Origin of the sequence: Ensifer sp. Root558 (genome assembly GCF_001427045.1) — a bacterium.
Taxonomy (GTDB): Bacteria; Pseudomonadota; Alphaproteobacteria; order Rhizobiales; family Rhizobiaceae; genus Ensifer; species Ensifer adhaerens.
Genome location: NZ_LMGC01000012.1, coordinates 392,002 through 415,899, shown reverse-complemented (window position 1 = coordinate 415,899; position 23,898 = coordinate 392,002). Strand labels below are relative to the sequence as shown.

Genomic DNA, 23,898 nt, shown 5'->3' with positions numbered 1-23,898 from the left:
TGCGCCAAGCGGGCGGCAGAACGGGGTGAGGAACTATGCAGGCGGTTTGCGCCCGCATCCCGCTCACATAATCCAATGCCAACGGGAGGAGACGGTGGCATGTCACTGACAGACGGCCCCGACCGGGGACCGACGCAACCTGAAGTCATCGATCCGAGCGGCGGCGCCAACCAGACGCGCGTGCGCGCCTACAACGAACGGCTGGTCATGTCGCTGGTCCGGCGCCACGGCGGCCTCTCCAAGGCCGACATTGCCCGGCGCTCCGGCCTGTCGGCGCAGACCGTTTCGGTGATCATGCGCGCGCTCGAAAGCGACGGCCTTCTGGTCAAAGGCGATCCCGTCAGAGGCAAGGTCGGCCAGCCCTCGACGCCGATGCGGCTCAACCCAGACGCGGTCTATTCCTTTGGCGTCAAGATCGGCCGGCGCAGCGCCGATCTGGTGCTGATGGATTTCGTCGGCAACATCCGGCTGCATCTGCACCACGTGCATGCCTACCCACTGCCCGGCGACCTCGTCGATTTCATCATTTCCGGCATGGCGAAGCTCGAACAGCAGCTTGGCCCCGACCAGCGCAAGCGCATCGCCGGCATCGGCATCGCCACCCCCTTCGAGCTCTGGAACTGGGCCGAAGAAGTGGGCGCGCCGCGCGAAGAGATGAACAGGTGGCGCGACGTCGACCTGCAGGCGGCGGTCGCTGCCCGTACCACCTATCCGGTGTTTCTGCAGAACGACGGCACCAGCGCCTGCGGTGCCGAGCTCGCCTTCGGCGTCGGCGCCAGCTATCCGGATTTCGTCTATTTCTATATCGGCTCGTTCATCGGCGGCGGTGTTGTGCTGAACTCCGCACTCTTCTCCGGGCGAACAGGAACGGCTGGCGCCGTCGGTCCGCTGCCGGTCTCGGGCAAGGACGGCAAGACCATCCAGCTGCTCAAGATCGCCTCGGTCTTCGTGCTCGAAAACCTCTTGCGCGAACGCGGCATCGATCCGCGGCCGCTCTGGTACTCGGCCGACGACTGGATCGACTTCGGCGAACCGCTCGACATCTGGATCGACGACTGCGGCGCAGCCCTCGCCCAGGCCGTCGTCTCCGCCGTTTCGATCGTCGACTTCTCGGCCGTCGTCATCGACGGCGGCTTCCCGCCCTGGGTGCGGGCGCGGCTGCTTTCCGCCACGCGCAAAGCGCTCTACGACCTCGACCTTCAGGGTGTAACCATTCCCGAACTGGTGGAAGGCATGGTCGGCAGCCATGCGCGCGCCATCGGCGGCGCGAGCCTGCCGCTCTTTTCCCGCTACCTGCTCGACACCAATGTCCTCTTCAAGGAGCTCGGCTGATGCTGAAAGGCCTAAACCCGATCCTCAGTCCCGAACTGCTCGCAACGCTGCGAGCGATGGGCCACGGCGACGAGATCGCGCTGGTGGATGGCAACTACCCCGGCCAGGAACATGCGCGCCGTCTCATCCGGCTCGACGGGCACCCGCTGATCCCCGTGCTCGACGCTATCTTGAGCGTCTTGCCGATCGACGATTTTGTGCCCGAGGCGATCTTCCGCGCCACTGTCAAACAGGACAAGGACACGCTCGACCCGGTCCACCAAGAGATCGTCGCGTGCTGCGGCAAGCACGAACCGAACCGCCGCGTTGTGCCTCTGCTCGGCGCCGATTTCTATCCGCGCGTCAGGGCCGCCCACACGCTGGTCCAGACGAGCGAGCCACGGCTTTACGGCAACGTCATCCTGCGCAAGGGCGTGATTTATCCCTGAGACTTCGCACACAACGAAAAAAGCCCGCCGGCGAACCGGCGGGCCTTGCATTTCATCAAGTGAAATCCGTGCCTCAGGCGCCGCGCTTGTCGATCGACAGCGCGCCCGGGCCAAAGGCGGCGAGCACGAGGAAGCCACCGGCGACCGAGATGTTCTTCATCATCATCAGGCTGTTGAAGACGCTCAGCAGGCCGTTGGCTTCCGGCGGGAAGGTCGGAATGTTGATCGCACCGCTATGGAAGACGAAGGCGGTCACGAGCGTGAAGGCCGCCAGCAGGTAGGCCGCAATCTTCGTCTGGAAACCGACGAGAACGGCAAGACCGGCAACCAGTTCGAAGGCGCCGGCGAGATAGGCAAGCAGCGTCGGCGCGGGCCAGCCGGCACCGGTGATCATTCCGGCGGTCGCCGACGGATCGGTGAGCTTGCCGAAACCGGCCGTGATAAACATGATCGAAAGCAGGATGCGTCCGACGAGGACGACAACATTCTGAGACATGGAAGACTCCTGTGAGAAACGGTTCGTTGGCAACAGAAGTATCAGTATTTTCAAAATCATCTAGCCGTTGCGCGGGCGACAGATCGTTCACAAAAATGAAACGCCGATGACGCATCGTCAACCTTCTATCGGCCACTTCTCGACGCAGGACTGCAAGGCAATGCGGAACTACAACGACGGCGCCTCGTTCTTTTATGTTGCAACGACGGAGCGGCTGGGCGAAGAATTTCGGCGCGGCAGGGGACGCCGCGCGGGGGAATGTCATGAACGAAATCAACAGGAGCCCGGCATTCTGGCGCTCGTTTCCGATCTTTGAAGAATTCGACAAGGACGCTATCGCCGAACTTGCCAATATCGCGACCTATCGGAAATGGCCGGCCGGCACCGTGATCTTCCAGCGCGGAGACGAAGGCAATTACATGATTGTCGTCATCTCCGGGCGCATCAAGCTGTCGCTGATCACGCCGCAGGGCCGCGAACTGATGCTGCGCCAGCACGAAGCCGGCGCGATCTTCGGCGAGATGGCGGTGCTCGACGGTCAGACCCGTTCGGCCGATGCGACCGCCACGACCGCCTCCGAGGGCTATGTAATCGGCAAGAAGGCCTTTCTCGACATCGTCACCAATCGACGGGAGGCGGCCGAAGCGGTCATCCGCTTTCTCTGCGCCCAGCTTCGCGACACGACGGAGCGGCTGGAAACCATCGCGCTTTACGACCTCAACGCCCGGGTGGCGCGCTTCTTCCTCGCGACCCTCCGGCAGATCCACGGCAACGAATTGCCGGAAAGTGCCAATCTCAGGCTGACCATGAGCCAGACGGACATCGCCGGCGTGCTCGGCGCCAGCCGACCCAAGGTCAACCGCGCCATCCAGTGGCTTGAGGAGAGCGGTGCGATCAAGCGCAACGAAGGCATCATCGCCTGCAAGGTCGGTCGCCTGCAGAGCATCGCTGACCCCGAGGAGGACTAGACCGCATGGTCGTTGAGCCACGCCGGCGTTTGCGTTTCACGCCGCTCGCCGGCGGTTGCCTCACGAGCCTGCTTGCGGCCATAGCACTCTATCTCTACGCCGGACCGCTGTTCGAAACCCAGCGCGAGTTGTTCTTCGACAGTCTGACGCAATGGGTTCCTGCCCCCCAGTCGCCCGACCTCGTCGTCGTCGACATCGACCGGCAGGCCCACCAGTCGCGCCCTTCGGGTGAATGGGACCGGACAGCGACCGCCGAGCTTCTGTCGCGACTCGCGACCGCGGGCGCCAAGGTGATTGCAGTCGATTTCGTCTTCAGCGCCGATTGCGACCCCAGCTCCGACGGCAACCCGGCGCTTGCCGCAGCACTTTCGAAGACCGCCGTCGTTCTCGGTTTTCTCGTCGCCGATACGGTGCAGGAGCTGCCGCGTCCCGTGCCGCCGCTGGCGCTCAGCCGACCCTTCACCGCGCCCGAACTGTGGTTTCTCGACGGCGCGGAAACGTCATGCCGGGCCTTCATGGATCAGGCGAGTGCGGCGGCGGCCTCGTTTCTCGTCGGCGACGAGGATGCGCGCATACGCCGGGTTCAGGCCTATGCCATCCTCGGCAACGACGCCTATCCGACGCTGGCGATCGAAGCGGCCCGGCAGATGCGGGGCGGCGGCACGCCCATCCTCGGCGGCCAGCCGGCCTGGATGCGCATCGACGGGCAAACGATCTTGCTCGACGACACCGGAAGCCTGCGTTTCGTCGCAAGTTCTCAGGAACGGCTCAGCGAACGTACGGTTTCGGCGGCCGACGTCTTGTCCGGCAAGGCTTTGCCCGAACGCTTCGCCGGCAAACTCGTGCTGATCGGCAGCAGCCTGCCAAGCCTCGGAGGCCTCAGACCGAGCGCCTCGATGCCGCTCGAACCCTCGGTGCAGATCCACGCCGACATCGCCAACGCGATCATGACCGGCTTCCTGCCGCAGCGCGACGGCCGATTGCCGCTTGCCGAAGCCGTGGCCGCACTTGTCGCCGGCCTCGGCATCGCCTTTGCCGCCACCCGCCTGCGGCCGCTGACATCGGCGGCGCTCGGCCTTTGCACCGTCGCCGCCGCGGTCGCTGCATCTGCCGTCGTCTACGATGCCAGCGGCTGGCTCATCGATGCCGTCAGCGTCTCGGTCGCGCTTATTGCCGTCCTCGCGGTGACCAGCGTCCTGCAATTTGCCCAGGTCCGGCGCGCGGAAGCGACGGCCCGGCAGAAGTTTTCGCAATATCTGCCGCAGTCGGTGGTCGCCCGCTACATCGACAATCCCGGACTTGCCCGCATGGCTGGCGAGGAGCGCCAGGTGACCGCGCTCTTTACCGACATCGAGAGCTTTTCCACTCTGTCGCAGAGGCTCAAGCCGCGGGAGCTCATCGCCTTGCTCGACATCTATTTTGCCGAAGTCAACGCGCTGGTAGCCGACCATGGCGGCATGGTCGACAAGGTGGTGGGCGATGCGGTGCACGCGTTCTTCAACGCCCCGGAGGATCTGGCTGATCATGTCGACAGGGCCATCGATTGCGCCAAGGCGATCCATGCGCTGACGGAAGAGATGCGCAGGCGTCCGCAGTTCGCCTCCAACGGTTTCGGCCGTACGCGGATCGGGATCGAGACCGGACCGGCCGTCGTCGGCGAGGTCGGCGCCGGCGGCAAGCTCGACTACACGGCCCACGGCGATGCGATCAATCTGGCGGCACGCCTTCAGGAGGCAAACAAGTTTCTCGGCACGGCGATCTGCGTCGGGCCCGCTGCCGCTCAGGAAAGCAAAAGGCCGCTTCGCCCGCTTGGCAGCCACGAGATCCGCGGGTTCTCGACGATGGAACTGTTCACGGTCGCCGACTGAGGCGGCGCGCCGTCTGCACCCGCCGCTTCGGATAATGTCGGCGTCAGCTCAGCGCGTCAGGCCGACGCTGGCATAGGCCTCCTTGATGCGCGCCTCGCCCCAGTTGGCGGGCTCGCTCGGGACGTCCCCGCGATGATGAAACTCCACCCCCTGCCCCGCAGCGACGATCTTGGTTACGCCGCCGCGCGCGACCGAAACGCTTCCATGTTCGACGAAGACGGCAAAGGCGGCCCGGCTCGGACCACAGAAGAACTTGGTGCCGCGCACGCCGATCATGCCGAAGGCCGTGCGGACGGCGACATCGACCTTCGGCAACCCCTCAGGCCGGTCGAAGACCATGCGGCCCGTTCCAAGCTCGAGCGTGCCGCCCTGCCCGGCAATGAAGCTATCGACGAGCAGTTCGGTTTCGGCGCCCAGAAGCACGCGCGTATCCGTGCCCAGATTCAAGGTTGCAAAACTCTCGGCGTTCGTGTGCACGCGGTCGTTCTCGAACAGCTGACCGCCGACGGCGAGTGGCTTATCCTTTTTTGCCTGCCTCAGCCGGACATCGCCGCGGATCTCCGTTGCCTCGCCAAGGGCTGAGCCTGCCCAGGCGGGCGTAGCACCACCGCCGGCCGCCGTCAGCAACAGACCGCCGACGACGACGCGCCGGCTCACCAGCATCTTGCGCATCGACGCTGCCAGATCTTCCATCGCTTATCTCCCGTATCGCTGCCGCCTTGCGAGGATAGCCCCGGCGCTCCCGGATGCAAGCGGGCGCAGGGCCGGCCCGCAGCAGTCCCTCCCCACTTCGCCCGAGCTTTCGTTGCCGGGCTGTTCCCGCCGGAACAGCCGTCTCCAACGAGCAGGGATAAGTTCACCGTCAAGAGAAGGGAGAGCTTCATGGAAAATCGCAGCGCATCCGGCACCCGCATCATCAACGCCGTATTCCTGGCTGTCGTCAGCTTGCTGGCGGTTGCTGCGATCGCACTTCCTTCAGCCCGCGCCGCCGAGCTTTCCGCAGCCGACGTCTGCGACCGCGAGGCAGGCAGCATTTTCGACCTGCAACGCAATATGGTCTTCCCGGCCGTTGCCACTGAGGACATCAAGATCGGCGTCGCGCTGTCGGCCTGCCGCGAGGCCTATAACCAGAAGAGTGGCGCCCGCACCGAGTTTCAGCTGGCCCGCGTTCTCGACAAGGCCGGCCAGAAGATCCAGTCGCAACGCATTCTCGGCGAAGCCGCCGAACATGGCCACGCGCTGGCCATGACCAACTATGCCGTTCTCGTCGGCGAAGAAGGCGATACCGCCACCGAATTCGCGCTGAACCAGAAGGCCGCCGCCGCCGGCAACATTCTCGCCGCCTACAATCTCGGCGTCTCCTATCGCGACGGCATGGGAACTTCGGTCAACGGCGAACTCGCGATCGCATGGTTCGAGCGGGCATCCCTCGCCGGCGACGACGTCGCCGCCTTCAATCTCGCGGTCATCCTTGATGAAGGAAAGCTGGTCGCTGAGGACAACGCGAAGGCCGCCAAGTTCTACCGGCTTGCCGCCGACAGGGGCAATGTCGATGCCATGGTCAATCTCGGCCTGATGCTCGAGAACGGCGAAGGCATCAACAAGGACATCCCCGCGGCACGGGAAATCTTCCGCAAGGCCGCCAATGAAGGCGATGCGTTTGCCGGCCAGAAGCTCGCCGCACTCAGCGTAAGCGATGGGTTTGAGACAGCCATGCTCCCCAAGGCAAGCCGCATCAAGTAATCGAACACGCCTCCCAAGGGCCACGCGGGTCGGAGATCCCATGATCTTCGGCCCGCGTTTTCGTTTAGAACACCCCCTAAGAACGCGACCGACTAGCGGATTTCGCCTGCCTGCGGCCCCCAGGTATCGGTGAGCGCGAAGCCATCGGCCAGCGGATCGAACGGGTCGAGCGCCACCTGGTGCAGACCGAAGGTCCAGCCGCGACCGGCAATGGTCGGGATGATCGCCTCGCGACCGGCAACAGTCGTGACCCCTTCGAGGCCCACTTCGAATTCCGAACCGATGATCGAGCGGGACTTCAGGACGTCACCGACCTTGACCTTGCCGCGCGCATGCAGCGTCGCAAGGTTGGCGGAGCTGCCCGTGCCGCAAGGCGAGCGGTCGACGCGGCCCGGCCACATCGTGGTGCAGGTGCGGATCGTGCCGTCAGCCTCGACATCGCGGAACATCACATAGGCGACGCCCTTGATCTCCGGGATTTCCGGATGAACGACGGGGATGGTGCGGTTGACGATGTCCTTCAGGATCATGCCGGCTTCGACGATCTCGCGGGCGTTCGCCTTGTCGATCGTGGTACCGATCTGGCCGACATCGACCAGGGCGTAGAAGATGCCGCCGTAGCAGAGATCGAGCTTGATCTTGCCCCACTTCGGCGTGTCGACCTCGACGTCGAGCTCATGCACGAAGGACGGCACCATCGTCAGCTTCACCTTTTCGCAGCGGCCGTCGCGGCAGGTGGCGGTCGCCTTGACGAGGCCGGAGGCAGTGTCGAGCATGACGACGGTCTCGGGTTCCTTCATCTCTATGATGCCGGATTCCAAGAGCGCGGTCGTGACGCAGATCGAGTTCGAGCCGGACATGGCATGGGCCTGGTCGGCCTGCAGGATGATGAAGCCGGCATCAGCTTCCGGCCGCTTCGGCGGCACCAAAAGGTTGACCGATCCGATCGAGCCGGAGCGCGGCTCCAGGCACAGGAACCGGCGCAGGCTGTCATCGACCGTGTTGATATGGTTGAGCTGCTCGGCGATCGAGTTGCCCGGGATCTTCGGCACGCCGCCGATCGCGACCTTGCCGATTTCACCCTCGCAATGAACGTCCAGCAACTGGATCGTGCGCTTCCACCGCATGCCGTTTCTCCAACGCGTTTGCCATAGCCTTAGCGGCGACCATGGCTGATATATCAGATGCGCCTGCATTACCGCTTTCCGCGGGCGCCCGCAAGAAAAACCGCGGGCCGCAGTTCGTCTGTCGAGCCCAAAGATGCGGCTTGACGCACGCCCGTCGGCGCGACAGCTTGGGCCAATCGGACGCAACCCTCTGGAACTCCATGACAAAGCTGATCATCTTCACCGACCTGCATATGGTGCCCGAGGGTACAACAATCATCGGCCTTGACCCCCATCAGCGGCTGGCCAACGGCATCGCGCATGTCAACCGCTACCATGCGGACGCAGACCGGGTGGTCTTCATGGGCGACCTCACCCACTACGCGGACCGCGCGTCCTACGAGCGCCTGAAGCGGCTCATCGATCAGCTTACGCCGCCGGTCGCCATCACCATCGGCAATCATGACCGGCGCGAGGTGTTCCGCGACGTCTTTGCCGATGCCGAGACCGACGAGAACGGCTTCGTGCAGCAGGCGATCGATTTTGCAGACTGCCGCGTCCTCCTGCTCGATACGCTGTTTGCCCCGCCCTATGATTATCCGACCAGCCATGCCGGCGTACTTTGCGCCAAGCGGCTCGCCTGGCTCGACCGGCAATTGGCCGATGCCGGCGACCGGCCGGTGCTCATCTTCATGCATCACCCGCCGCACAGGACCGGCTTTAGCGGCATGGACATGATCCGGCTCGCCAACGAGGCGGAGTTTTATGATCTCGTCAAACGGCACGGCAATGTCCGGCACATCTTCGCCGGCCATGTGCACCGCACGATCAGTGGTTCTTCCCGCGGCATTCCCTTCTCGGTCTTCAAGAGCCCGGTGCACCAGCAGCCGATGCCCTTCGACGCACCGGACGCGTCGCTGTCGGTCGACGAGCCGGCGGCCTATGGCATCGCTGTCGTGACCGCCGATGGCGTGCTGGTGCATACGGAGGACTACGAGATCGCTCGCCGGGATGCCGCCATCGCGTAAGGCCATTTCGAACGCACGGCCTTCATGCTAGTTTGACGGCATGACCGAACCCGTATCCCTCGACGAAAGCTTCGATTGCCAGAGCTGCGGCGCCTGCTGCGCCTATTCGGCCGACTGGCCGCGTTTCTCGCTGGAGACGGACGAGGAGCTCGACCTGATCCCGGCGGAGTATGTGTCCGCCGATCTCGGCGGCATGCGTTGCGAGGACGATCGCTGCTTGGCGCTCAACGGCAAGCTCGGCGACCATGTCGGCTGCAAGATCTACGCGATCCGACCGATCGTCTGTCGCACCTGCATGCCGGGCGATGACGAGTGCCTGATGGCCCGCGAGAAGCATTTCGGCAAGGCCGCATAACACCGGATCATCCGGCGATATTGCGAACATTCCGCATCCTCTGCGGCGCCGCGCGCGTGGGACGGTGAAACATTCCGCTAAAGATCAAATTTGCCGGATGGATGTACGGCGAAAGGAAGCGTATTTTCCGCCCACGATCGAGGGCGCGCCGCGCCTTCAAAACCGCTTCCCGGAGGATAGCGCTCGATGAGCCAGACACCGCTTCACAAGACCACTGCAGAGACCGGCGCGCCTCAGGCTCCGTTTGCCGAGTTCGCCCCGCCAGTCCGACCGCAGAGCACGCTGCGCCAGGCGATCACCGCCGCCTACCGCCGGCCGGAAACGGAAGCGCTGCCGGCACTGGTCGAAGCCGCAACGCTCGACGCCACCACCCGTGCGGCCGCCGCCAAGACGGCGCGCAAGCTGATCGAGGCGCTACGCGCCAAGCACAAGGGTTCGGGCGTCGAAGGCCTCGTGCAGGAATATTCGCTCTCCAGCCAGGAAGGCGTGGCGCTGATGTGCCTGGCCGAAGCGCTGCTGCGCATTCCGGACACCGCAACCCGTGACGCGCTGATCCGCGACAAGATCGCCGACGGCGACTGGAAGTCGCATATCGGCGGTGGCCGCTCGCTGTTCGTCAACGCCGCCACCTGGGGTCTCGTCGTCACCGGCAAGCTGACCTCAACCGTCAACGACCGCAGCCTTTCCGCCGCGCTCACCCGCCTGATCGCCCGCTGCGGCGAGCCGGTCATCCGCCGCGGCGTCGACATGGCAATGCGCATGATGGGCGAACAGTTCGTCACCGGCGAAACCATCGACGAGGCGCTGCGCCGTTCGCGCGCACTCGAGCAGAAGGGCTTCCGATATTCCTACGACATGCTCGGCGAAGCGGCGACGACGGCTGCCGACGCGGAGCGTTACTACCGTGACTACGAGCAGGCGATCCATGCCATCGGCAAGGCATCGGCCGGCCGCGGCATTTATGAAGGCCCCGGCATCTCGATCAAGCTTTCGGCGCTGCACCCGCGCTACGCCCGTTCGCAGGCGTCGCGTGTCATGGAAGAGCTTCTGCCGAAGGTGAAGGCGCTCGCCGTTATCGCCAAGAAATACGACATCGGCCTCAACATCGACGCCGAGGAAGCCGACCGTCTCGAACTTTCGCTCGACCTGCTCGAAGAACTCTGCCTCGACAAGGATCTCGCCGGCTGGGCCGGCATGGGCTTCGTCGTCCAGGCCTATGGCAAGCGCTGCCCATACGTGCTCGACTTCATCATCGACCTTGCGCGCCGCGCCGGCCGCCGCGTCATGGTGCGCCTCGTCAAGGGCGCCTACTGGGACGCCGAGATCAAGCGCGCGCAGCTCGACGGTCTCGAAGACTTCCCGGTCTATACCCGCAAGATCTACACCGACGTCTCCTACATCGCCTGCGCCAAGAAGCTGCTGGCCGCAACCGACGTGATCTTCCCGCAGTTCGCGACCCACAATGCGCAGTCGCTGGCGACCATCTACGAAATGGCCGGCAAGGACTTCAAGGTCGGCAAGTACGAGTTCCAGTGCCTGCACGGCATGGGCGAGCCGCTCTATGACGAGGTGGTCGGCAAGGGCAATCTCGACCGTCCCTGCCGGATCTACGCGCCGGTCGGCACGCACGAGACGCTGCTTGCCTATCTCGTTCGCCGCCTGCTCGAAAACGGTGCGAACTCCTCCTTCGTCAACCGCATCGCCGACCCGAAGGTCTCGGTCGACGAACTGATTGCCGATCCGGTCGAGATCGTGCGCGCGATGCCGGTCGTCGGCGCACCGCACGACCAGATCGCGCTGCCCGACAACCTCTTCGGCGACACGCGCCGCAACTCCGCCGGTCTCGACCTTTCGAACGAAGCCGGCCTGACCTCGCTGACCGCAGCGCTCCAGGCAAGTGCGACGGTTAACTGGAAGGCCGTTCCGCAGCTGGCAACGGGGCCTGCCTCCGGCGAAACCCGCGCCGTCGTCAACCCCGGCGACCACCGCGACGTGGTCGGCTCGGTCACCGAGGCATCGGAAGCCGACGCCCGCCAGGCAGCGACGCTTGCCGCCAAGGCCGCCGCGAGCTGGGCCGCCGTCTCGCCCGCCGAGCGCGCCGCCTGCCTTACCCGCGCTGCCGACCTGATGCAGGCGCGCATGCCAACCCTGCTCGGCCTCATCGCCCGCGAAGCCGGCAAGTCGCTGCCGAACGCCATTGCCGAAGTGCGCGAAGCGATCGACTTCCTACGCTACTACGCCGAACAGACGCGTCGCACGCTCGGCCCGGCTCACAAGGCGCTTGGTCCCATCGTCTGCATCAGCCCATGGAACTTCCCGCTGGCGATCTTCGCCGGCCAGATTGCCGCCGCGCTCGTCGCCGGCAACCCGGTGCTGGCGAAGCCCGCTGAAGAAACCCCGCTGATCGCCGCCGAAGGCGTGCGCATTCTGCACGAGGCCGGCATTCCCGCCGACGCGCTGCAGCTGCTCCCCGGCGACGGCCGCATCGGTGCGGCGCTCGTTGCCGCGCCTGAGATCGCCGGCGTGATGTTCACCGGCTCGACCGAAGTCGCCCGCCTGATCCAGGCGCAGCTTGCCGATCGACTGTCGCCCGCCGGCCGGCCGATCCCGCTGATTGCCGAAACCGGCGGCCAGAACGCCATGATCGTCGACAGCTCGGCACTTGCCGAACAGGTCGTCGGCGACGTCATCGCCTCGGCCTTCGACAGCGCCGGCCAGCGCTGCTCGGCGCTGCGTGTTCTCTGCCTGCAGGAAGACGTTGCCGACCGCACGCTTTCGATGCTGAAGGGTGCGCTGCATGAGCTCAAGATCGGCCGCACCGACCGGCTCTCGGTCGATGTCGGCCCTGTTATCACCGCTGAGGCCAAGGGCATCATCGAGAAGCACATCGATGCCATGCGCGGCCTCGGCCGCAAAGTCGAGCAGATCGGCCTTGCTTCCGGCACCGAACAGGGCACCTTCGTGCCGCCGACGATCATCGAGCTCGACAAGCTCTCGGACCTCAAGCGCGAAGTCTTCGGTCCGGTTCTGCACGTCATCCGCTACCGCCGCGACGATCTCGACCGGTTGATCGACGACATCAACGCCACCGGCTACGGCCTCACCTTCGGTCTGCACACGCGCCTCGACGAGACCATCGCCCACGTCACCTCGCGGGTGAAGGCGGGCAACCTCTACGTCAACCGCAACGTAATCGGCGCCGTCGTCGGCGTTCAGCCCTTCGGCGGACGTGGCCTCTCCGGCACCGGCCCGAAGGCTGGCGGCCCGCTCTATCTCGGCCGCCTCGTCGCCACCGCCCCGGTCCCGCCGCAGCACAGCTCGGTTCACACCGATCCTGTTCTGCTCGACTTTGCCAAGTGGCTCGACGGCAAGGGTAAAAAGGCGGAAGCCGAAGCCGCCCGCACCGCCGGCAGCAACTCGGCCCTCGGGCTTCACTCGGAACTTCCGGGCCCGGTCGGCGAGCGCAACCTCTATGCGCTGCATCCGCGTGGCCGCGTGCTGCTGGTTCCGACCACCGAAACCGGCCTCTACCACCAGCTGGGTGCCGCCCTTGCGACCGGCAACACCGTCGTCGTCGACGCGGCTTCCGGTCTGCATGCTTCGCTGAAGGATCTGCCGGCGAGCATCGCCGCACGCCTTTCCTGGTCGAAGGATTGGGCCGCCGACGGTCCGTTCGCAGGCGCGCTCGTCGAAGGTGACGGCGCCCGCGTGCGCGAAGTCAGCAAGACGATCGCCGGCCTTCCCGGCCCGCTCGTTCTCGTCCAGGCGGCTTCGAGCGAAGAGATCGTCAAGAACCCCGACGCCTATTGCCTGAACTGGCTGCTCGAGGAGGTCTCGACCTCGATCAACACGGCAGCGGCCGGCGGCAATGCCAGCCTGATGGCGATCGGCTGATCGGTTCCATATCTTGCGAAGCGCCCTCTCCCGTCGTGGGAGAGGGCTAAACTGACTGACATTTCACCAATAGGGCGTCCTCGCCCCTGCACTCGTTCCGGGACAACGGCGAAGTGTGTGCGGTCTCCATCGTGACCGCATCTACCAGAGCACAAGCTGCATCCACCGTGGCGCCGCCCCCAACAATCCGTTATCAGCGTCTGAGAAACGGAAGCAGCCATGTTCACCCTCAAGCGCATCGAAACGGCAAACCAGGACGTCAAGAAGAGCCGGTTTCTGGCCTTTGCCGCGCCCATTGCCGATGAGCAGGCGGCAAAAGACTTCCTCGCCTCCCACTCCGACCCCACCGCCAACCACAATTGCTGGGCTTGGCGCATCGGCCAGGCCTATCGCTTCAGCGACGACGGCGAGCCGAGCGGCACGGCCGGGAAACCGATCCTCGCGGCCATAGACGGCCAGGATCTCGACCGCGTCGCGGTCGTGGTCCCCCGCTGGTTCGGCGGCATCCTGCTCGGCAGCGGCGGCCTGGTGCGCGCCTATGGCGGCACGGCGGCGCTGTGCCTCAGGGCGGCGGAAAAGATCGAGATGATCGAGACCGTGCGCGCCACCGTCGCCCTCGACTTTTCCGACATGGCGCTGATCAAGGCGCGGCTTCTCGCGCGCGATGTGGCGATCATCAATGAGAGCTTCACCGACAAGGGGCCCGTGCTGACGGTGGAGGTTCGCAAGGACGAGGCGGAGGCGATCCTCGCCATGGTCGTTGACCTCAGCCGCGGCAAGGCCGTGGTTTCGCTGGACGACTAGCCTCTGCCTCTTAGGTCCGAGAAACCCCATGACGCAGCACCGACCGTAACGAACGGGTCACTGCCGAAAAATGTGCGCGGTATCCTGCGCCACGTCCCGCGCTAATTTACTCGATCCGAACAGTCATATTAGAAGCGCCCCAGCCAGCGTATGATCCGCGACGCACAAACAGGAGACAGCACGATGAAGACGAGAGTTCTTGGCAAGACCGGCGCAACCATATCCGAAATCGGCTTCGGCGCCTGGCAAATTGGCGGCTCCTGGGGCGATGTCAGCGAGGCAGACGGCAAGCGCGCGCTCAATGCCGCGCTCGATGCTGGCGTCACCTTCGTTGACACCGCCGATGTCTATGGCGACGGCCGCTCCGAAAAGATCATTGCAGCGGTGTTGAAGGAGCGCGGGGGCGACAAGCCCTTCGTCGCAACCAAAGCCGGCCGCCGGCTGAGCCCGCATGTTACCGAAGGCTATACTGGCGAAAACATCGAGGCCTTCATTGACCGCAGCCTTTCAAATCTCGGCGTCGAGACGCTCGATCTGGTGCAGCTACATTGCCCGCCGACCGAGGTCTACTATAGGCCGGAACTGTTCGGCGCGCTCGACCGGCTCGTTGCCAAGGGCAAGATCCGCCACTATGGCGTCTCAGTCGAAAAAGTAGAGGAAGCGCTGAAGGCGATCGGATATCCCGGCGTTGCGACCGTGCAGATCATCTACAACATCTTCCGCCAGCGTCCGCACGAGCTGTTCTTCGCGGAAGCGCAGAAAAAGAATGTTGGCGTCATCGTGCGCGTGCCGCTCGCCTCGGGGCTGCTTTCCGGCAAGATCAGCAAGGATACCGCATTCGCAGCCGACGACCACCGCAACTTCAACCGCCATGGCGAAGCCTTCGATGTCGGCGAGACTTTTGCCGGTGTGCCGTTCGAGGCGGCGCTGGAAGCCGTCGAGCAGCTTCGCCCGCTGGTGCCCGAGGGCGTGCCGATGGCGCAGTTTGCGCTCCGCTGGATCCTCGAGCAGCAGGCGGTCTCCGTGGTGATCCCGGGCGCCCGCAATGAGGCTCAGGCGCAATCCAACGCCGCTGCCAGCGCGCTTGCCGCCATCGACGACGAGACCAAGGCGGCGATTGCCGCGGTTTACGCGCGGCTGGTGAAGGTTCATGTTCATGATCGCTGGTAACTGACGCCTCACCGACGGGGCGACCAAGGGGGCAGCGACATGAGCGATCCCTTCGATCTGCAGCGGTTCGTCACCGCACAGGACCGCGTCTATGCCGCGGTCCTCGATGAACTCGCGCACGGCCAAAAGCGAACGCACTGGATGTGGTTCGTCTTTCCGCAGCTTGCTGGCCTTGGCCATTCGGCAATGGCAGAGCGCTATGCGATATCCGGGCTCGGCGAAGCGTCGGCCTATCTCGCCCATCCGGTGCTCGGCCCCAGGCTGCGCGAATGCACCGAGCGGACCAATGCGGTTACGGGCAGATCGGCCCACGACATTTTCTCCAGCCCCGATGACATGAAGTTCCGGTCATCGATGACCCTGTTTGCCGAGGTCGAGAAAGACGGGGGGCCGTTCGGAGCGGCGCTTGCGCGCTATTTCGCGGGAGAGAAGGATCGGCGCACTATGGAAATCCTGGCGCAACGGCATTGATGCCGGCGTTCAAGCGCTCAAGATGCGCGTTTCGGCGACCGTCAGAGGTTGGGCGTCGAATGGATCAGGAAGAACAGGATCATGAAGGCACAAACCGAAAGGCCAGCAACAATCACCAGCAGTTCTTTCATCATATAGCGATACATCGGCACCTCCTTTCTTCAGCGGCCCCTTCCTCCTTCATATAGGAAGCCGAGGGACCGATTTTCACACTTCGGCGTCAAAAGATCGTGAACCCGCCCGCGCTTTCGTGATCGGATTCTTGATCGTTGCAGCCCGGCTCATTGCCGCCGCGACACCGCGCGCGAGCAGTGTAAATCATTATATACTAACATATATTATTGTCTCCTAATCCTTTCGAGGGTCAGCGTTGCCGGAGCTCCCGCTGACGCGCGCGAAACAAGCGGCACGACAGCCATTGACGAATGGTAGATTGCCTTCTAAATCTACACCCAACGTCAGCTTTAGATAGGTGCCGGATTGTCGTCGCTCATGCAAATTGGGGAACTGTCGGAACGGGCCGGCGTCAGCCACCGCACGATCCATTACTACGAGCGGCTGGGCCTGGTGAAGCCGGCCGAGCGCGAAGGGGCCGGCTACCGATACTATGACGAGACCGCCGCGAAACGACTGGAGAAGATCGCGGCGCTGAAACGTCTCGGTCTCAGCCTCGACGAGATCGCCGCTGTCATCGACCTCTATTTCGAGGATGCAAGCGGCATCCGGGGCAAGGAGCGCGTGCTGGAAATCCTGCAAGCCCAACTCGACAAGACGAACGCCCAACTCGACGAACTCTCTGCATTCAAACGGGACCTCGAAAACAACATCGCCCGCATGCACGGGCTGATCTCCGAGGCGCGGCAAAAGTAAGCGCGGCACCAATTGGATTTGGCATATGCTTAATCTACACTTGACGTCAGGTTACGCTAATAGGTTCACTTGCCCTACTGGCTCGGCCCGCGCCGACTCCGCTTCCGTTGTCGGCAGCGTCAGCTTCTTGAGCGCTCTCCTTGGCGATCCGCGATCGCAGGGCTCGATCTCATGACGACACTTGAAGGATGTGAGAGGCGCGTCGCGAAACGCAAGGTCGCGACGCGCGACCCAAGTGGCGATCCGGAAGAACCGGATCTAGACATCATCTATGTCTTTGAAAAGAATGGCGCACCCGAAGAGATTCGAACTCCTGACCCCCAGATTCGTAGTCTGGTGCTCTATCCAGCTGAGCTACGGGTGCTTTTGCCTGAAGCGGTCGAACCGCTTGCGTGAGCGGTTCTCTAAAGGGTCCTTTCGGGGATTGCAAGCGCCGTTCTGTAAAAAATTTCATTTTTACGACGGCACGCCCGCTTTGCTGTGGACCGAGGCAACCGCGCCGGCGCTGAACCCGCTGGAAAGTAAGGGGTGCCGCCGCAGGACCTGGCTGCGAAAAATAATTGAAGGGTGCCACCTCCGCCGCCCATGCGCCAGACGAGCCGCGCGCGGTGGTCGGTCAGACCCCGCCCAAATATGGAATCACCAACGGCTCCGGCTCGACACTCAAGAGGGTGAATGTGCGGCGCTAATGGCGGAACTTCGAACGGAAGGCGTCGAGCGGCACCGGCCGGTCGGGCAGCTCGATGCGAAACAGCGTGCCCGGCGTCGGCTTTTCGACGAGCGCGATCGTGCCGCCATGGGCCAACACCAGTTCGCGCGCGATCGCCAGCCCAAGCCCCGTGCCTCCGGAGCGCGCCGAGCCGCGGAAAGCGGCGAACAGGTTTTCCCGCGCCTTGGGCGGCATGCCGGGCCCGGTATCATCCACGGAAATGGTGACGACGCTGCCGATGCGCATGGCGGAAACGGCAACGGTGCGTGGGCGGCCATCCTCCGGCTCGTGATTGGTCAGCGCCTGCACGGCGTTGCGGCAGATGTTGTGCACCACCCGGAAGAGCTGCTCGCTGTCGGCGTCGACCTCGAGGTCGTCCTGCATCTGGATCTGGAAATCGATGCCGGATTGCGGATCGATCGCCAGCAATTCGGCGACATCGGAGACCAGCGGTTTCAGCGCAACGAAGCGTCGATGCGGCTCGGCCTCGGTCGTGCGACCGTAGGACAGGACCTCGCGGGTGTAGCCGACGGCGCGGTCGATGGTGCGCAGCAGGGTCGGCGCGAAGCGCTTGACCACCGGGTCGTCCACGTCGGCCAGGCGGTCGGAAATCAACTGCGCCGAGGACAGGATGTTGCGCATGTCGTGGTTGATCTTCGACACGGCGAGCCCGAGTTCGGCCAGGCTCTTCTGCTGCTTCAGCGTCTTTTGCAGCTCGCGCTGCATGCTGGCGAGATGCTGCCCGGCGACGGCGAGTTCGTCGTGCCCCTGCGGCGGCACGAGCACGCGGGCCGGATCGGCCGGATCGTTGGAAAACTCCTGCATGTTGGCCGTCATGCGCCGGATCGGCGCAATCAGCATGCGGTTGATGGCCAGGAAGATCAGCGCCGCGGTGATCAGCGAAATGATCAGCGACAGGACAAAGACGTTGCGCGAGTAGACGAGCATGGCCTTGCGCAGGCTCGCATCCTTCATCAGGAGCTCGATCGTCGCATCGCTTTCGCCGAGCGGCCCATAGACGCGGATCACGCGGTCGCCGCCGAAGAGCAGCGTATCGAAAGCATCGCGGATGGCTGCGACGGCTGTGGAATTGGCGACGTCGTACTCGCCCTGGATCTCAAGCGGCATGTCGGTGAGCGCGATCATGCGCGAGGCGTCTTTGCGCCGGATGACGATCGCCTTCGTGCCGGTCGCCATCAGCGTGTCCTTCTGGACGCTGCGCGGCAGTTCGACATTCTGCAGACCATCGACGACGACGGCAGCAGCGGCTGCCGTATTCAGCCGATCCTCGAGCCAGCGAATGCGCATGGTGGCAACCGACGGCGCGAAGATCAGCACTTCCGCCAGCATGACGAAGACAATGGTCAAGAGCAGCAGCTTGCCGGATAGGCCGCGGAAAAACCCGGCACTGGTTCTCAATGCCTCGCCTGCCATCGCCGGACGTGTTTCTTCCGCCATGCCTTACAAACTTTCCTGCCCGTCAACCAAAACGCCTGGGACCCCGTATGAACATCCGGGCCATGGGGCATCGCGCCTGGGGCGCATAATAGGAGATGGCCACCGTTTTTCCAATCGCAGACGGACCTTAGAGGGTGCGGCATAGGCGCGGCTGTCTCTTCGTCTCGTGCCGTCGATCATGACAAAGGATCGCGTCCCGCCCATTTTTCTCCCCTTGCATCGCCGAAGCAAATTTCGGCGCGCCGCCGCCTCGGCTCGACCTACCTGCACAGAATTGGCATCGGTGTAAGTCACCCAGGGAACAGTTCGAGTGGCGGTCCTTGCCGACGACAAGGACAGCCGTGCGGCCTGATCGAGGGCAAGCCTGGAAGGCTCACGAAACAGAAAGCCCGCGGCACCTTATGGCACCGCGGGCTCCAATCACTTGGCGAGGCAATTCGCCGATCAGAACTCTTCCCAATCGTCCTTGGCAACCGCCGCAGCGGAGCCGCCGCCGCCAAACGCGCGGGCGACGTTGCCCATCATGCGCCGGGCGGGCGATGCGACCGGCTGGGCCGTCTCCCGAGCCACGGCGATCGGCCGGGCGGCAACATTGTCGACCTTGAAGTAGGCGATCAGGCTCGCGAGATTGTTGGCTTCGCCGGAGAGCTTGTGGGTTGCGGCATTCGCCTCTTCCACCATGGCGGCGTTCTGCTGGGTCACCTGGTCCATCTGGTTGACGGCAGTGCTGACTTCGCTGAGGCCCGTCGACTGTTCGCGCGCGGCCGTCGCGATCGAGTGGATGTGGTCGTTGATTTTCAGGACCCGTTCCTCGATCTCGCCAAGTGCCGAACCGGTCTCCTGTACCAGGCGGACGCCGGTTGCCACTTCGCTGCCCGACTTCGAGATCAGCGACTTGATGTCCTTGGCGGCACTTGCGGCACGCTGGGCGAGCTCACGCACTTCCTGCGCGACGACCGCGAAGCCCTTGCCCGCATCGCCGGCACGGGCTGCCTCGACGCCGGCGTTCAGCGCCAGCAGGTTGGTCTGGAAGGCGATTTCGTCGATCACGTTGGTGATCTGACCGATTTCGCTCGAGGCCTGCTCGATGCGGCCCATGGCGTCGACGGCGTTGCGCACGACGGCCGCCGACTGCGCGGCACTGTGCTTGGCTTCGTTGACCATGACGGTCGCTTCCTGCGCCCGCTCGGTGGAGCTCTTGACCGCAACCGTGATCTGGTCGAGCGCTGCAGACGTTTCCTCAAGGGCTGCGGCCTGCTGCTCCGTCCGCTTCGACAGATCGTCGGCGGCCGAACGCAGCTCGGACGAATTGCCGTTGATCGAGTCGGTGGTCACACGGACCTCGCGCAGCGTCTTTTGCAGCGTGGAAAGGGTTTCGTTGACGTTCTTCTGCAGCTCGGCGAAGGCACCCTGATAATGGCCGTTCATGCTCTGGGTCAGGTCGCCGGCCGCAAGGCTCGCAATCACCCGGCGGGTTTCGGCGATGCCGGCATCGACGCTGCCGACCAGCTCGTTGACGCTGCCAGCAAAGCGGTTGAGGTCGTCGTTCTCGTAGTCCTTGCCGATGCGCTTGGTGAAATCACCGGCGGCAGCGGCCGCAACAACGACGCCGATGCTCGACTGCAGGTCGGCGCTCTTTTCACGCAGTACCGCTTCCTGCGCGTTGAGGTCGCGTACGGCCAGGCCGTTCTGCTTGAAGACCTGAACGGCTTCTGCCATTTCGCCAATCTCGTCCTTGCGGCCCACGAAGGGCACGTCCGCGGTGAGATCGCCGCCAGCCAGTTGCTTCATCTTGCCGGTCAACTCGAGGATCGGACGGCTCAAATGGTTCGTGGCGATGTAGAAGGCCGCTCCAATGCCGGCGATGAGGCCAAGGCCGGCGATAGCAAGAATCGTGATGATCACGCTGCGCTCGAAGGTGGCAACGTCAGCCGTCACGACTTCAAGCGTCTTCAGGTTGATGTCGACGACGCCGTCGATCTGCTCCTGGAACGCCTTGCGGTTGGCGCGATTGGCGTCGGTATTGCCCTGCTCGTTGCCAGCCTGCGGTGAAACTTCTTCGCCAAGCCGCGCCGTCTCGACGCGGAAGGTCCTGAATTCCGCGGCGCGGGCGACCAGCGTGTCGAAGGACGCTTTGGTGTCGGCGGGGATCAGCGGGCGCCAATCGGCGAGCAGCGTGTCGATCTTGTCGAGATTCTTGCGAATGCCCTCGGCAAAGGGCTTGGCCTTCTCGATGGTCGGGGCGGCATAGATGCCACGCGATTCCATGACGACCGCGGTCACCAGACGATTGAGGCGTTCCGCGTAGAAGGCGCGCTTCGCCACGTTCTCGTACTGGTGGAACTTTTCGTTGTATTTACTGACAGCAACCAGCGACATGCCGGTCACCGCAACCGCCAGCACGCTCATGATGCCGACAATTAGATTGATCTTACCGCGTATTTTCATCCCGACCTCCACGGAGTGACGAGAGCTTCCGATTATCGGACATGCCGCCGCCCCATATGCACCGGAGGGACCCTAAAATAGGCGTGGTTAATAAAGCTCGTCGCCCTCGACCGGCATTCTGGGGAGATCCAGTTAGGGCTCCATTTACCAATCTCGGCTAGTTGGCCTTCCTTTTCGCGGCCCGACGGATCGCCTTTGGCGGGTGCGCCGGCGGTTTTTGCGGTGCTGTCGCCACTGAATCGCCGCCCGCAATTGACTTTCCGGGAAAATTCCCCTTATAAGCCGCGCACGTCCGGTCAAGCCCTCCTGCCCGAAATGGCGGAGCCATGTCCGATAACGTAAACGCTCCTTGCTACACGCAAACCCAAGAAGGGCCGCACACCGCGGTATTAAATAAATGAAGCGTACCTACCAACCGTCCAAGCTTGTCCGCAAGCGTCGCCACGGCTTCCGTTCGCGTATGGCTACCAAGGGTGGCCAGAAGGTCCTCTCGGCCCGCCGGGCCCGTGGCCGCAAGCGTCTTTCGGCTTAAGCCGAAGTTGCCCGAAACCAGTGTCCGGGCACATGACGTCAGATAAAGACAAAACGACTGTCGGGCGGCTGAAAAGCCGTCCGCAGTTTTTGGCCGTTCGGGCCGGAGAAGGCCGCAGAGGCCCCTTGTTTCTCCTCGAAGTGCTCGACCGCAACGATCCGGAAGGCGAAGCCCGCGTCGGCTTCACCGTCACCAAGAAACACGGCAATGCCGTCGAGCGAAACCGGATGCGCCGACGCCTGAAAGAGGCGGTGCGGCTTTCCGCCGGGTTTGCAATGAAACCCGGACACGACTATGTGATTGTCGCCCGACGCGAACTCCTGAATGCTCCCTTCGACGCCTTGACCCGGGGCCTTCACGAGCGCATCGAAAACAAGCCGAAACAGAAGCGGCCGCCGGCCGGTTCCAGGAAACTATGATGGAAAAAAACCGCAACTATTTCGTGGCGATTGGCCTGTCCGTGCTGATCCTCATTGCCTGGCAGTTCCTTTACGTCAATCCGAAGATGGAAAAGGAACGCATCGCTGCGGAAGCGCTGCAGGCCCAGCAGGCGCAATCGCAGTCGGCAACGCCGACTCAAGCGACGCCGGGCCAGGCTCTGCCGGGCGGCGGCGCGATCCCGGGCGCCGGTGAAAACCGCGACCAGGCGATTGCCAAATCGGCCCGCGTTGCGATCGACACGCCGGCGCTTTCCGGCTCCATCAACCTGACCGGTGCCCGCTTCGACGACCTGAAACTCAAGGAATACCGCGAGACGGTCGATCCGAAGAGCCCGGTCATCACCCTCTTCAGCCCGGCCGAAACGGTCGACGGCTACTTCGCCGAAATTGGCTATGTCGGCAGCGACGCAACCGGCACCGTGCCCGGCCCGCAGACCGTCTGGACGCTTTCGGGCGGCGACAAGCTGACCGCGGCGACCCCGGTGACGCTGACCTTCACCAACGAGAAGGGCATCACCTTCAACCGCACCATCTCGGTTGACGAACATTACATGTTCCAGGTGGTCGACAGCATCAAGAACGGTGCAGCCGAGCCGCTCAGCCTTTCCTCCTACGGCCGCGTGACCCGCTTCAACAAGCCGACGACGCCGAGCGTCTACGTACTTCATGAAGGCTTCATCGGCGTGCTCGGCGAGCATGGCCTGCAGGAACTGAAGTACGGCAAGATCGAGGACGAAAAGTCGGTCGAGCCGGGCAAGGCAACCGGCGGCTGGCTCGGCATTACTGACAAGTACTGGGCAGCGGCGATCGTTCCGCCGCAGGCAACCCCCTACGACACGCGCTTCACGCACTTCACCGACGGTCGCGCGCGCTACCAGAGCGACTACAAGAGCGACGCCATCACGGTCGCGCCCGGTCAGTCCTCGGAAATCAAGAACCTCGTGTTTGCCGGCGCCAAGGAAGTTCCTGTCGTCGACAACTATGAAGTGGCCTACTCGATCCCCAACTTCGACAAGCTGATCGACTGGGGCTGGTTCTACTTCATCACCAAGCCGATGTTCAAAATGATGGATTTCTTCTTCCGTCTGTTCGGCAACTTCGGCATCGCGATCCTGATCACCACGATCGTCGTCAAGGGTCTGTTCTTCCCGCTTGCCAACAAGCAGTACGCATCGATGGCGAACATGAAGAAGGTTCAGCCGAAGATGGAGGAACTGAAGAAGAAGTTCGGCGACGACCGCATGGGGCTGCAGCAGGCGATGATGCAGCTCTACAAGGAAGAGAAGATCAACCCGCTGGCAGGCTGCTGGCCGATCCTCATCCAGATCCCGGTGTTCTTCGCGCTCTACAAGGTGATCTACATCACCATCGAGATGCGCCACGCGCCGTTCTTCGGCTGGATCCACGATCTGTCGGCGCCGGATCCGACGACGATCGTCAACCTCTTCGGCCTCTTGCCGTTCGACGGTCCGGCCTTCCTGCACCTCGGCGTCTGGCCGCTGATCATGGGCGTTACCATGTTCGTGCAGATGCGCATGAACCCGACGCCGCCGGATCCGACCCAGGCGATGCTGTTCACCTGGATGCCCGTGGTCTTCACCTTCATGCTGGCCTCCTTCCCGGCCGGTCTCGTGATCTACTGGGCCTGGAACAACACGCTTTCGGTGCTGCAGCAGTCGATCATCATGAAGCGCCAGGGCGTGAAGATCGAGCTCTTCGATAATCTGAAGGGCCTGTTCTCGAAGAAGCCCAAACCGGCGGAATGACGCCTGCCGGTA

21 protein-coding genes, 1 tRNA gene and 1 pseudogene are annotated in these 23,898 nt (G+C 63.7%); 17 read left to right on the top strand and 6 right to left on the bottom strand.

What is annotated here, in order from left to right; all coding sequences use genetic code 11:
- Nucleotides 1-99 precede the first annotated feature (99 nt).
- Both ASD63_RS15375 and ASD63_RS15370 read left to right on the top strand, forming a co-directional pair.
- A complete protein-coding gene (locus ASD63_RS15375; RefSeq protein ID WP_034797247.1) occupies nucleotides 100-1,332 on the top strand; it encodes an ROK family transcriptional regulator in 1,233 nt (410 codons plus the stop codon).
- Entirely contained in the window at nucleotides 1,332-1,760 is a 429-nt protein-coding gene (locus tag ASD63_RS15370) for an RbsD/FucU family protein (protein ID WP_034797249.1), read from the top strand. The genes ASD63_RS15375 and ASD63_RS15370 overlap by 1 nt, the downstream gene beginning before the upstream one ends.
- 73 nt (nucleotides 1,761-1,833) lie before the next feature.
- Here ASD63_RS15370 and ASD63_RS15365 read toward each other — a convergent pair whose 3' ends face one another.
- On the bottom strand, nucleotides 1,834-2,256 hold the full coding sequence (locus ASD63_RS15365; RefSeq protein ID WP_034797251.1) for a DoxX family protein: 423 nt from the start codon (nucleotides 2,254-2,256) through the stop codon (nucleotides 1,834-1,836).
- 106 nt (nucleotides 2,257-2,362) lie between these two features.
- Here ASD63_RS15365 and ASD63_RS35475 point away from each other — a divergent pair, with 106 nt between their 5' ends.
- Genes ASD63_RS35475 through ASD63_RS15355 form a run of 3 tightly spaced genes read left to right on the top strand, consistent with a single transcriptional unit; the run spans nucleotide 2,363 to nucleotide 5,092 of the window.
- Nucleotides 2,363-2,572 carry a hypothetical protein gene (locus ASD63_RS35475; protein WP_159415575.1) on the top strand — a complete coding sequence of 70 codons (210 nt, stop codon included), beginning with the start codon at nucleotides 2,363-2,365 and terminating at the stop codon, nucleotides 2,570-2,572.
- Nucleotides 2,520-3,224 carry a Crp/Fnr family transcriptional regulator gene (locus ASD63_RS15360; RefSeq protein ID WP_034797255.1) on the top strand — a complete coding sequence of 235 codons (705 nt, stop codon included), beginning with the start codon at nucleotides 2,520-2,522 and terminating at the stop codon, nucleotides 3,222-3,224. The genes ASD63_RS35475 and ASD63_RS15360 overlap by 53 nt, the downstream gene beginning before the upstream one ends.
- A 5-nt stretch (nucleotides 3,225-3,229) precedes the next feature.
- Nucleotides 3,230-5,092 carry a CHASE2 domain-containing protein gene (locus tag ASD63_RS15355; RefSeq protein ID WP_034797257.1) on the top strand — a complete coding sequence of 621 codons (1,863 nt, stop codon included), beginning with the start codon at nucleotides 3,230-3,232 and terminating at the stop codon, nucleotides 5,090-5,092.
- Nucleotides 5,093-5,140: 48 nt separating this feature from the next.
- Here the strand turns inward: ASD63_RS15355 and ASD63_RS15350 are convergent, their stop codons facing one another.
- The gene (locus ASD63_RS15350; RefSeq protein ID WP_034797608.1) at nucleotides 5,141-5,764 is read right to left on the bottom strand and encodes a FecR family protein; all 624 of its coding nucleotides are present in this window, start codon (nucleotides 5,762-5,764) and stop codon (nucleotides 5,141-5,143) included.
- Between the two features lie 210 nt (nucleotides 5,765-5,974).
- Between ASD63_RS15350 and ASD63_RS36780 the strand changes: the two are divergent.
- A pseudogene (locus ASD63_RS36780) lies at nucleotides 5,975-6,520 on the top strand (sel1 repeat family protein); the annotation flags it as partial.
- Entirely contained in the window at nucleotides 6,497-6,835 is a 339-nt protein-coding gene (locus ASD63_RS36775; RefSeq protein ID WP_309139233.1) for a tetratricopeptide repeat protein, read from the top strand. The pseudogene ASD63_RS36780 and the gene ASD63_RS36775, both read left to right, overlap by 24 nt.
- Before the next feature lie 92 nt (nucleotides 6,836-6,927).
- Here the strand turns inward: ASD63_RS36775 and ASD63_RS15340 are convergent, their stop codons facing one another.
- Nucleotides 6,928-7,962 (bottom strand): proline racemase family protein, encoded by a 1,035-nt coding sequence (locus ASD63_RS15340; protein ID WP_034797259.1) that lies wholly within the window; start codon nucleotides 7,960-7,962, stop codon nucleotides 6,928-6,930.
- Between the two features lie 200 nt (nucleotides 7,963-8,162).
- Between ASD63_RS15340 and ASD63_RS15335 the strand changes: the two genes are divergently transcribed.
- The 7 genes from ASD63_RS15335 to ASD63_RS15305 all read left to right on the top strand — a co-directional run bounded on the left by ASD63_RS15335 (nucleotide 8,163) and on the right by ASD63_RS15305 (nucleotide 16,533).
- Entirely contained in the window at nucleotides 8,163-8,969 is an 807-nt protein-coding gene (locus ASD63_RS15335; protein ID WP_034797261.1) for a phosphodiesterase, read from the top strand.
- A gap of 40 nt (nucleotides 8,970-9,009) precedes the next feature.
- Nucleotides 9,010-9,324 (top strand): YkgJ family cysteine cluster protein, encoded by a 315-nt coding sequence (locus tag ASD63_RS15330; protein ID WP_034797263.1) that lies wholly within the window; start codon nucleotides 9,010-9,012, stop codon nucleotides 9,322-9,324.
- 186 nt (nucleotides 9,325-9,510) lie between these two features.
- The gene (putA, locus tag ASD63_RS15325) at nucleotides 9,511-13,218 is read left to right on the top strand and encodes a trifunctional transcriptional regulator/proline dehydrogenase/L-glutamate gamma-semialdehyde dehydrogenase (protein ID WP_034797273.1); all 3,708 of its coding nucleotides are present in this window, start codon (nucleotides 9,511-9,513) and stop codon (nucleotides 13,216-13,218) included.
- 219 nt (nucleotides 13,219-13,437) lie between these two features.
- Entirely contained in the window at nucleotides 13,438-14,022 is a 585-nt protein-coding gene (locus ASD63_RS15320; RefSeq protein ID WP_060529509.1) for a YigZ family protein, read from the top strand.
- 183 nt (nucleotides 14,023-14,205) lie between these two features.
- The gene (locus tag ASD63_RS15315) at nucleotides 14,206-15,192 is read left to right on the top strand and encodes an aldo/keto reductase (protein WP_034797279.1); all 987 of its coding nucleotides are present in this window, start codon (nucleotides 14,206-14,208) and stop codon (nucleotides 15,190-15,192) included.
- Between the two features lie 39 nt (nucleotides 15,193-15,231).
- The gene (locus ASD63_RS15310) at nucleotides 15,232-15,663 is read left to right on the top strand and encodes a DUF1810 domain-containing protein (RefSeq protein WP_034797283.1); all 432 of its coding nucleotides are present in this window, start codon (nucleotides 15,232-15,234) and stop codon (nucleotides 15,661-15,663) included.
- Between the two features lie 492 nt (nucleotides 15,664-16,155).
- The gene (locus ASD63_RS15305) at nucleotides 16,156-16,533 is read left to right on the top strand and encodes a MerR family transcriptional regulator (protein ID WP_034797291.1); all 378 of its coding nucleotides are present in this window, start codon (nucleotides 16,156-16,158) and stop codon (nucleotides 16,531-16,533) included.
- Between the two features lie 287 nt (nucleotides 16,534-16,820).
- Here ASD63_RS15305 and ASD63_RS15300 read toward each other — a convergent pair.
- The 3 genes from ASD63_RS15300 to ASD63_RS15290 form a co-directional block, all read right to left on the bottom strand.
- A tRNA-Arg gene (locus ASD63_RS15300) sits at nucleotides 16,821-16,897 on the bottom strand.
- A gap of 321 nt (nucleotides 16,898-17,218) precedes the next feature.
- Nucleotides 17,219-18,700 carry a HAMP domain-containing sensor histidine kinase gene (locus ASD63_RS15295; protein WP_034797295.1) on the bottom strand — a complete coding sequence of 494 codons (1,482 nt, stop codon included), beginning with the start codon at nucleotides 18,698-18,700 and terminating at the stop codon, nucleotides 17,219-17,221.
- A 444-nt stretch (nucleotides 18,701-19,144) separates the two neighbouring features.
- Nucleotides 19,145-21,148, bottom strand: coding sequence for a methyl-accepting chemotaxis protein (locus ASD63_RS15290; protein WP_034797297.1), 2,004 nt, complete (start codon nucleotides 21,146-21,148; stop codon nucleotides 19,145-19,147).
- 397 nt (nucleotides 21,149-21,545) lie between these two features.
- On the opposite strand from ASD63_RS15290, the gene rpmH reads away from it, so the two are divergent.
- The 3 genes from rpmH to yidC are packed head-to-tail and all read left to right on the top strand — an operon-like array spanning nucleotide 21,546 to nucleotide 23,886.
- The gene (gene rpmH / locus ASD63_RS34210; protein ID WP_060519824.1) at nucleotides 21,546-21,680 is read left to right on the top strand and encodes a 50S ribosomal protein L34; all 135 of its coding nucleotides are present in this window, start codon (nucleotides 21,546-21,548) and stop codon (nucleotides 21,678-21,680) included.
- A gap of 20 nt (nucleotides 21,681-21,700) precedes the next feature.
- Nucleotides 21,701-22,099, top strand: a complete 399-nt coding sequence (rnpA, locus tag ASD63_RS15285) for a ribonuclease P protein component (RefSeq protein WP_034797300.1) — start codon at nucleotides 21,701-21,703, stop codon at nucleotides 22,097-22,099.
- A complete protein-coding gene (gene yidC / locus ASD63_RS15280; protein ID WP_034797302.1) occupies nucleotides 22,099-23,886 on the top strand; it encodes a membrane protein insertase YidC in 1,788 nt (595 codons plus the stop codon). The genes rnpA and yidC overlap by 1 nt, the downstream gene beginning before the upstream one ends.
- Nucleotides 23,887-23,898: the final 12 nt, after the last annotated feature.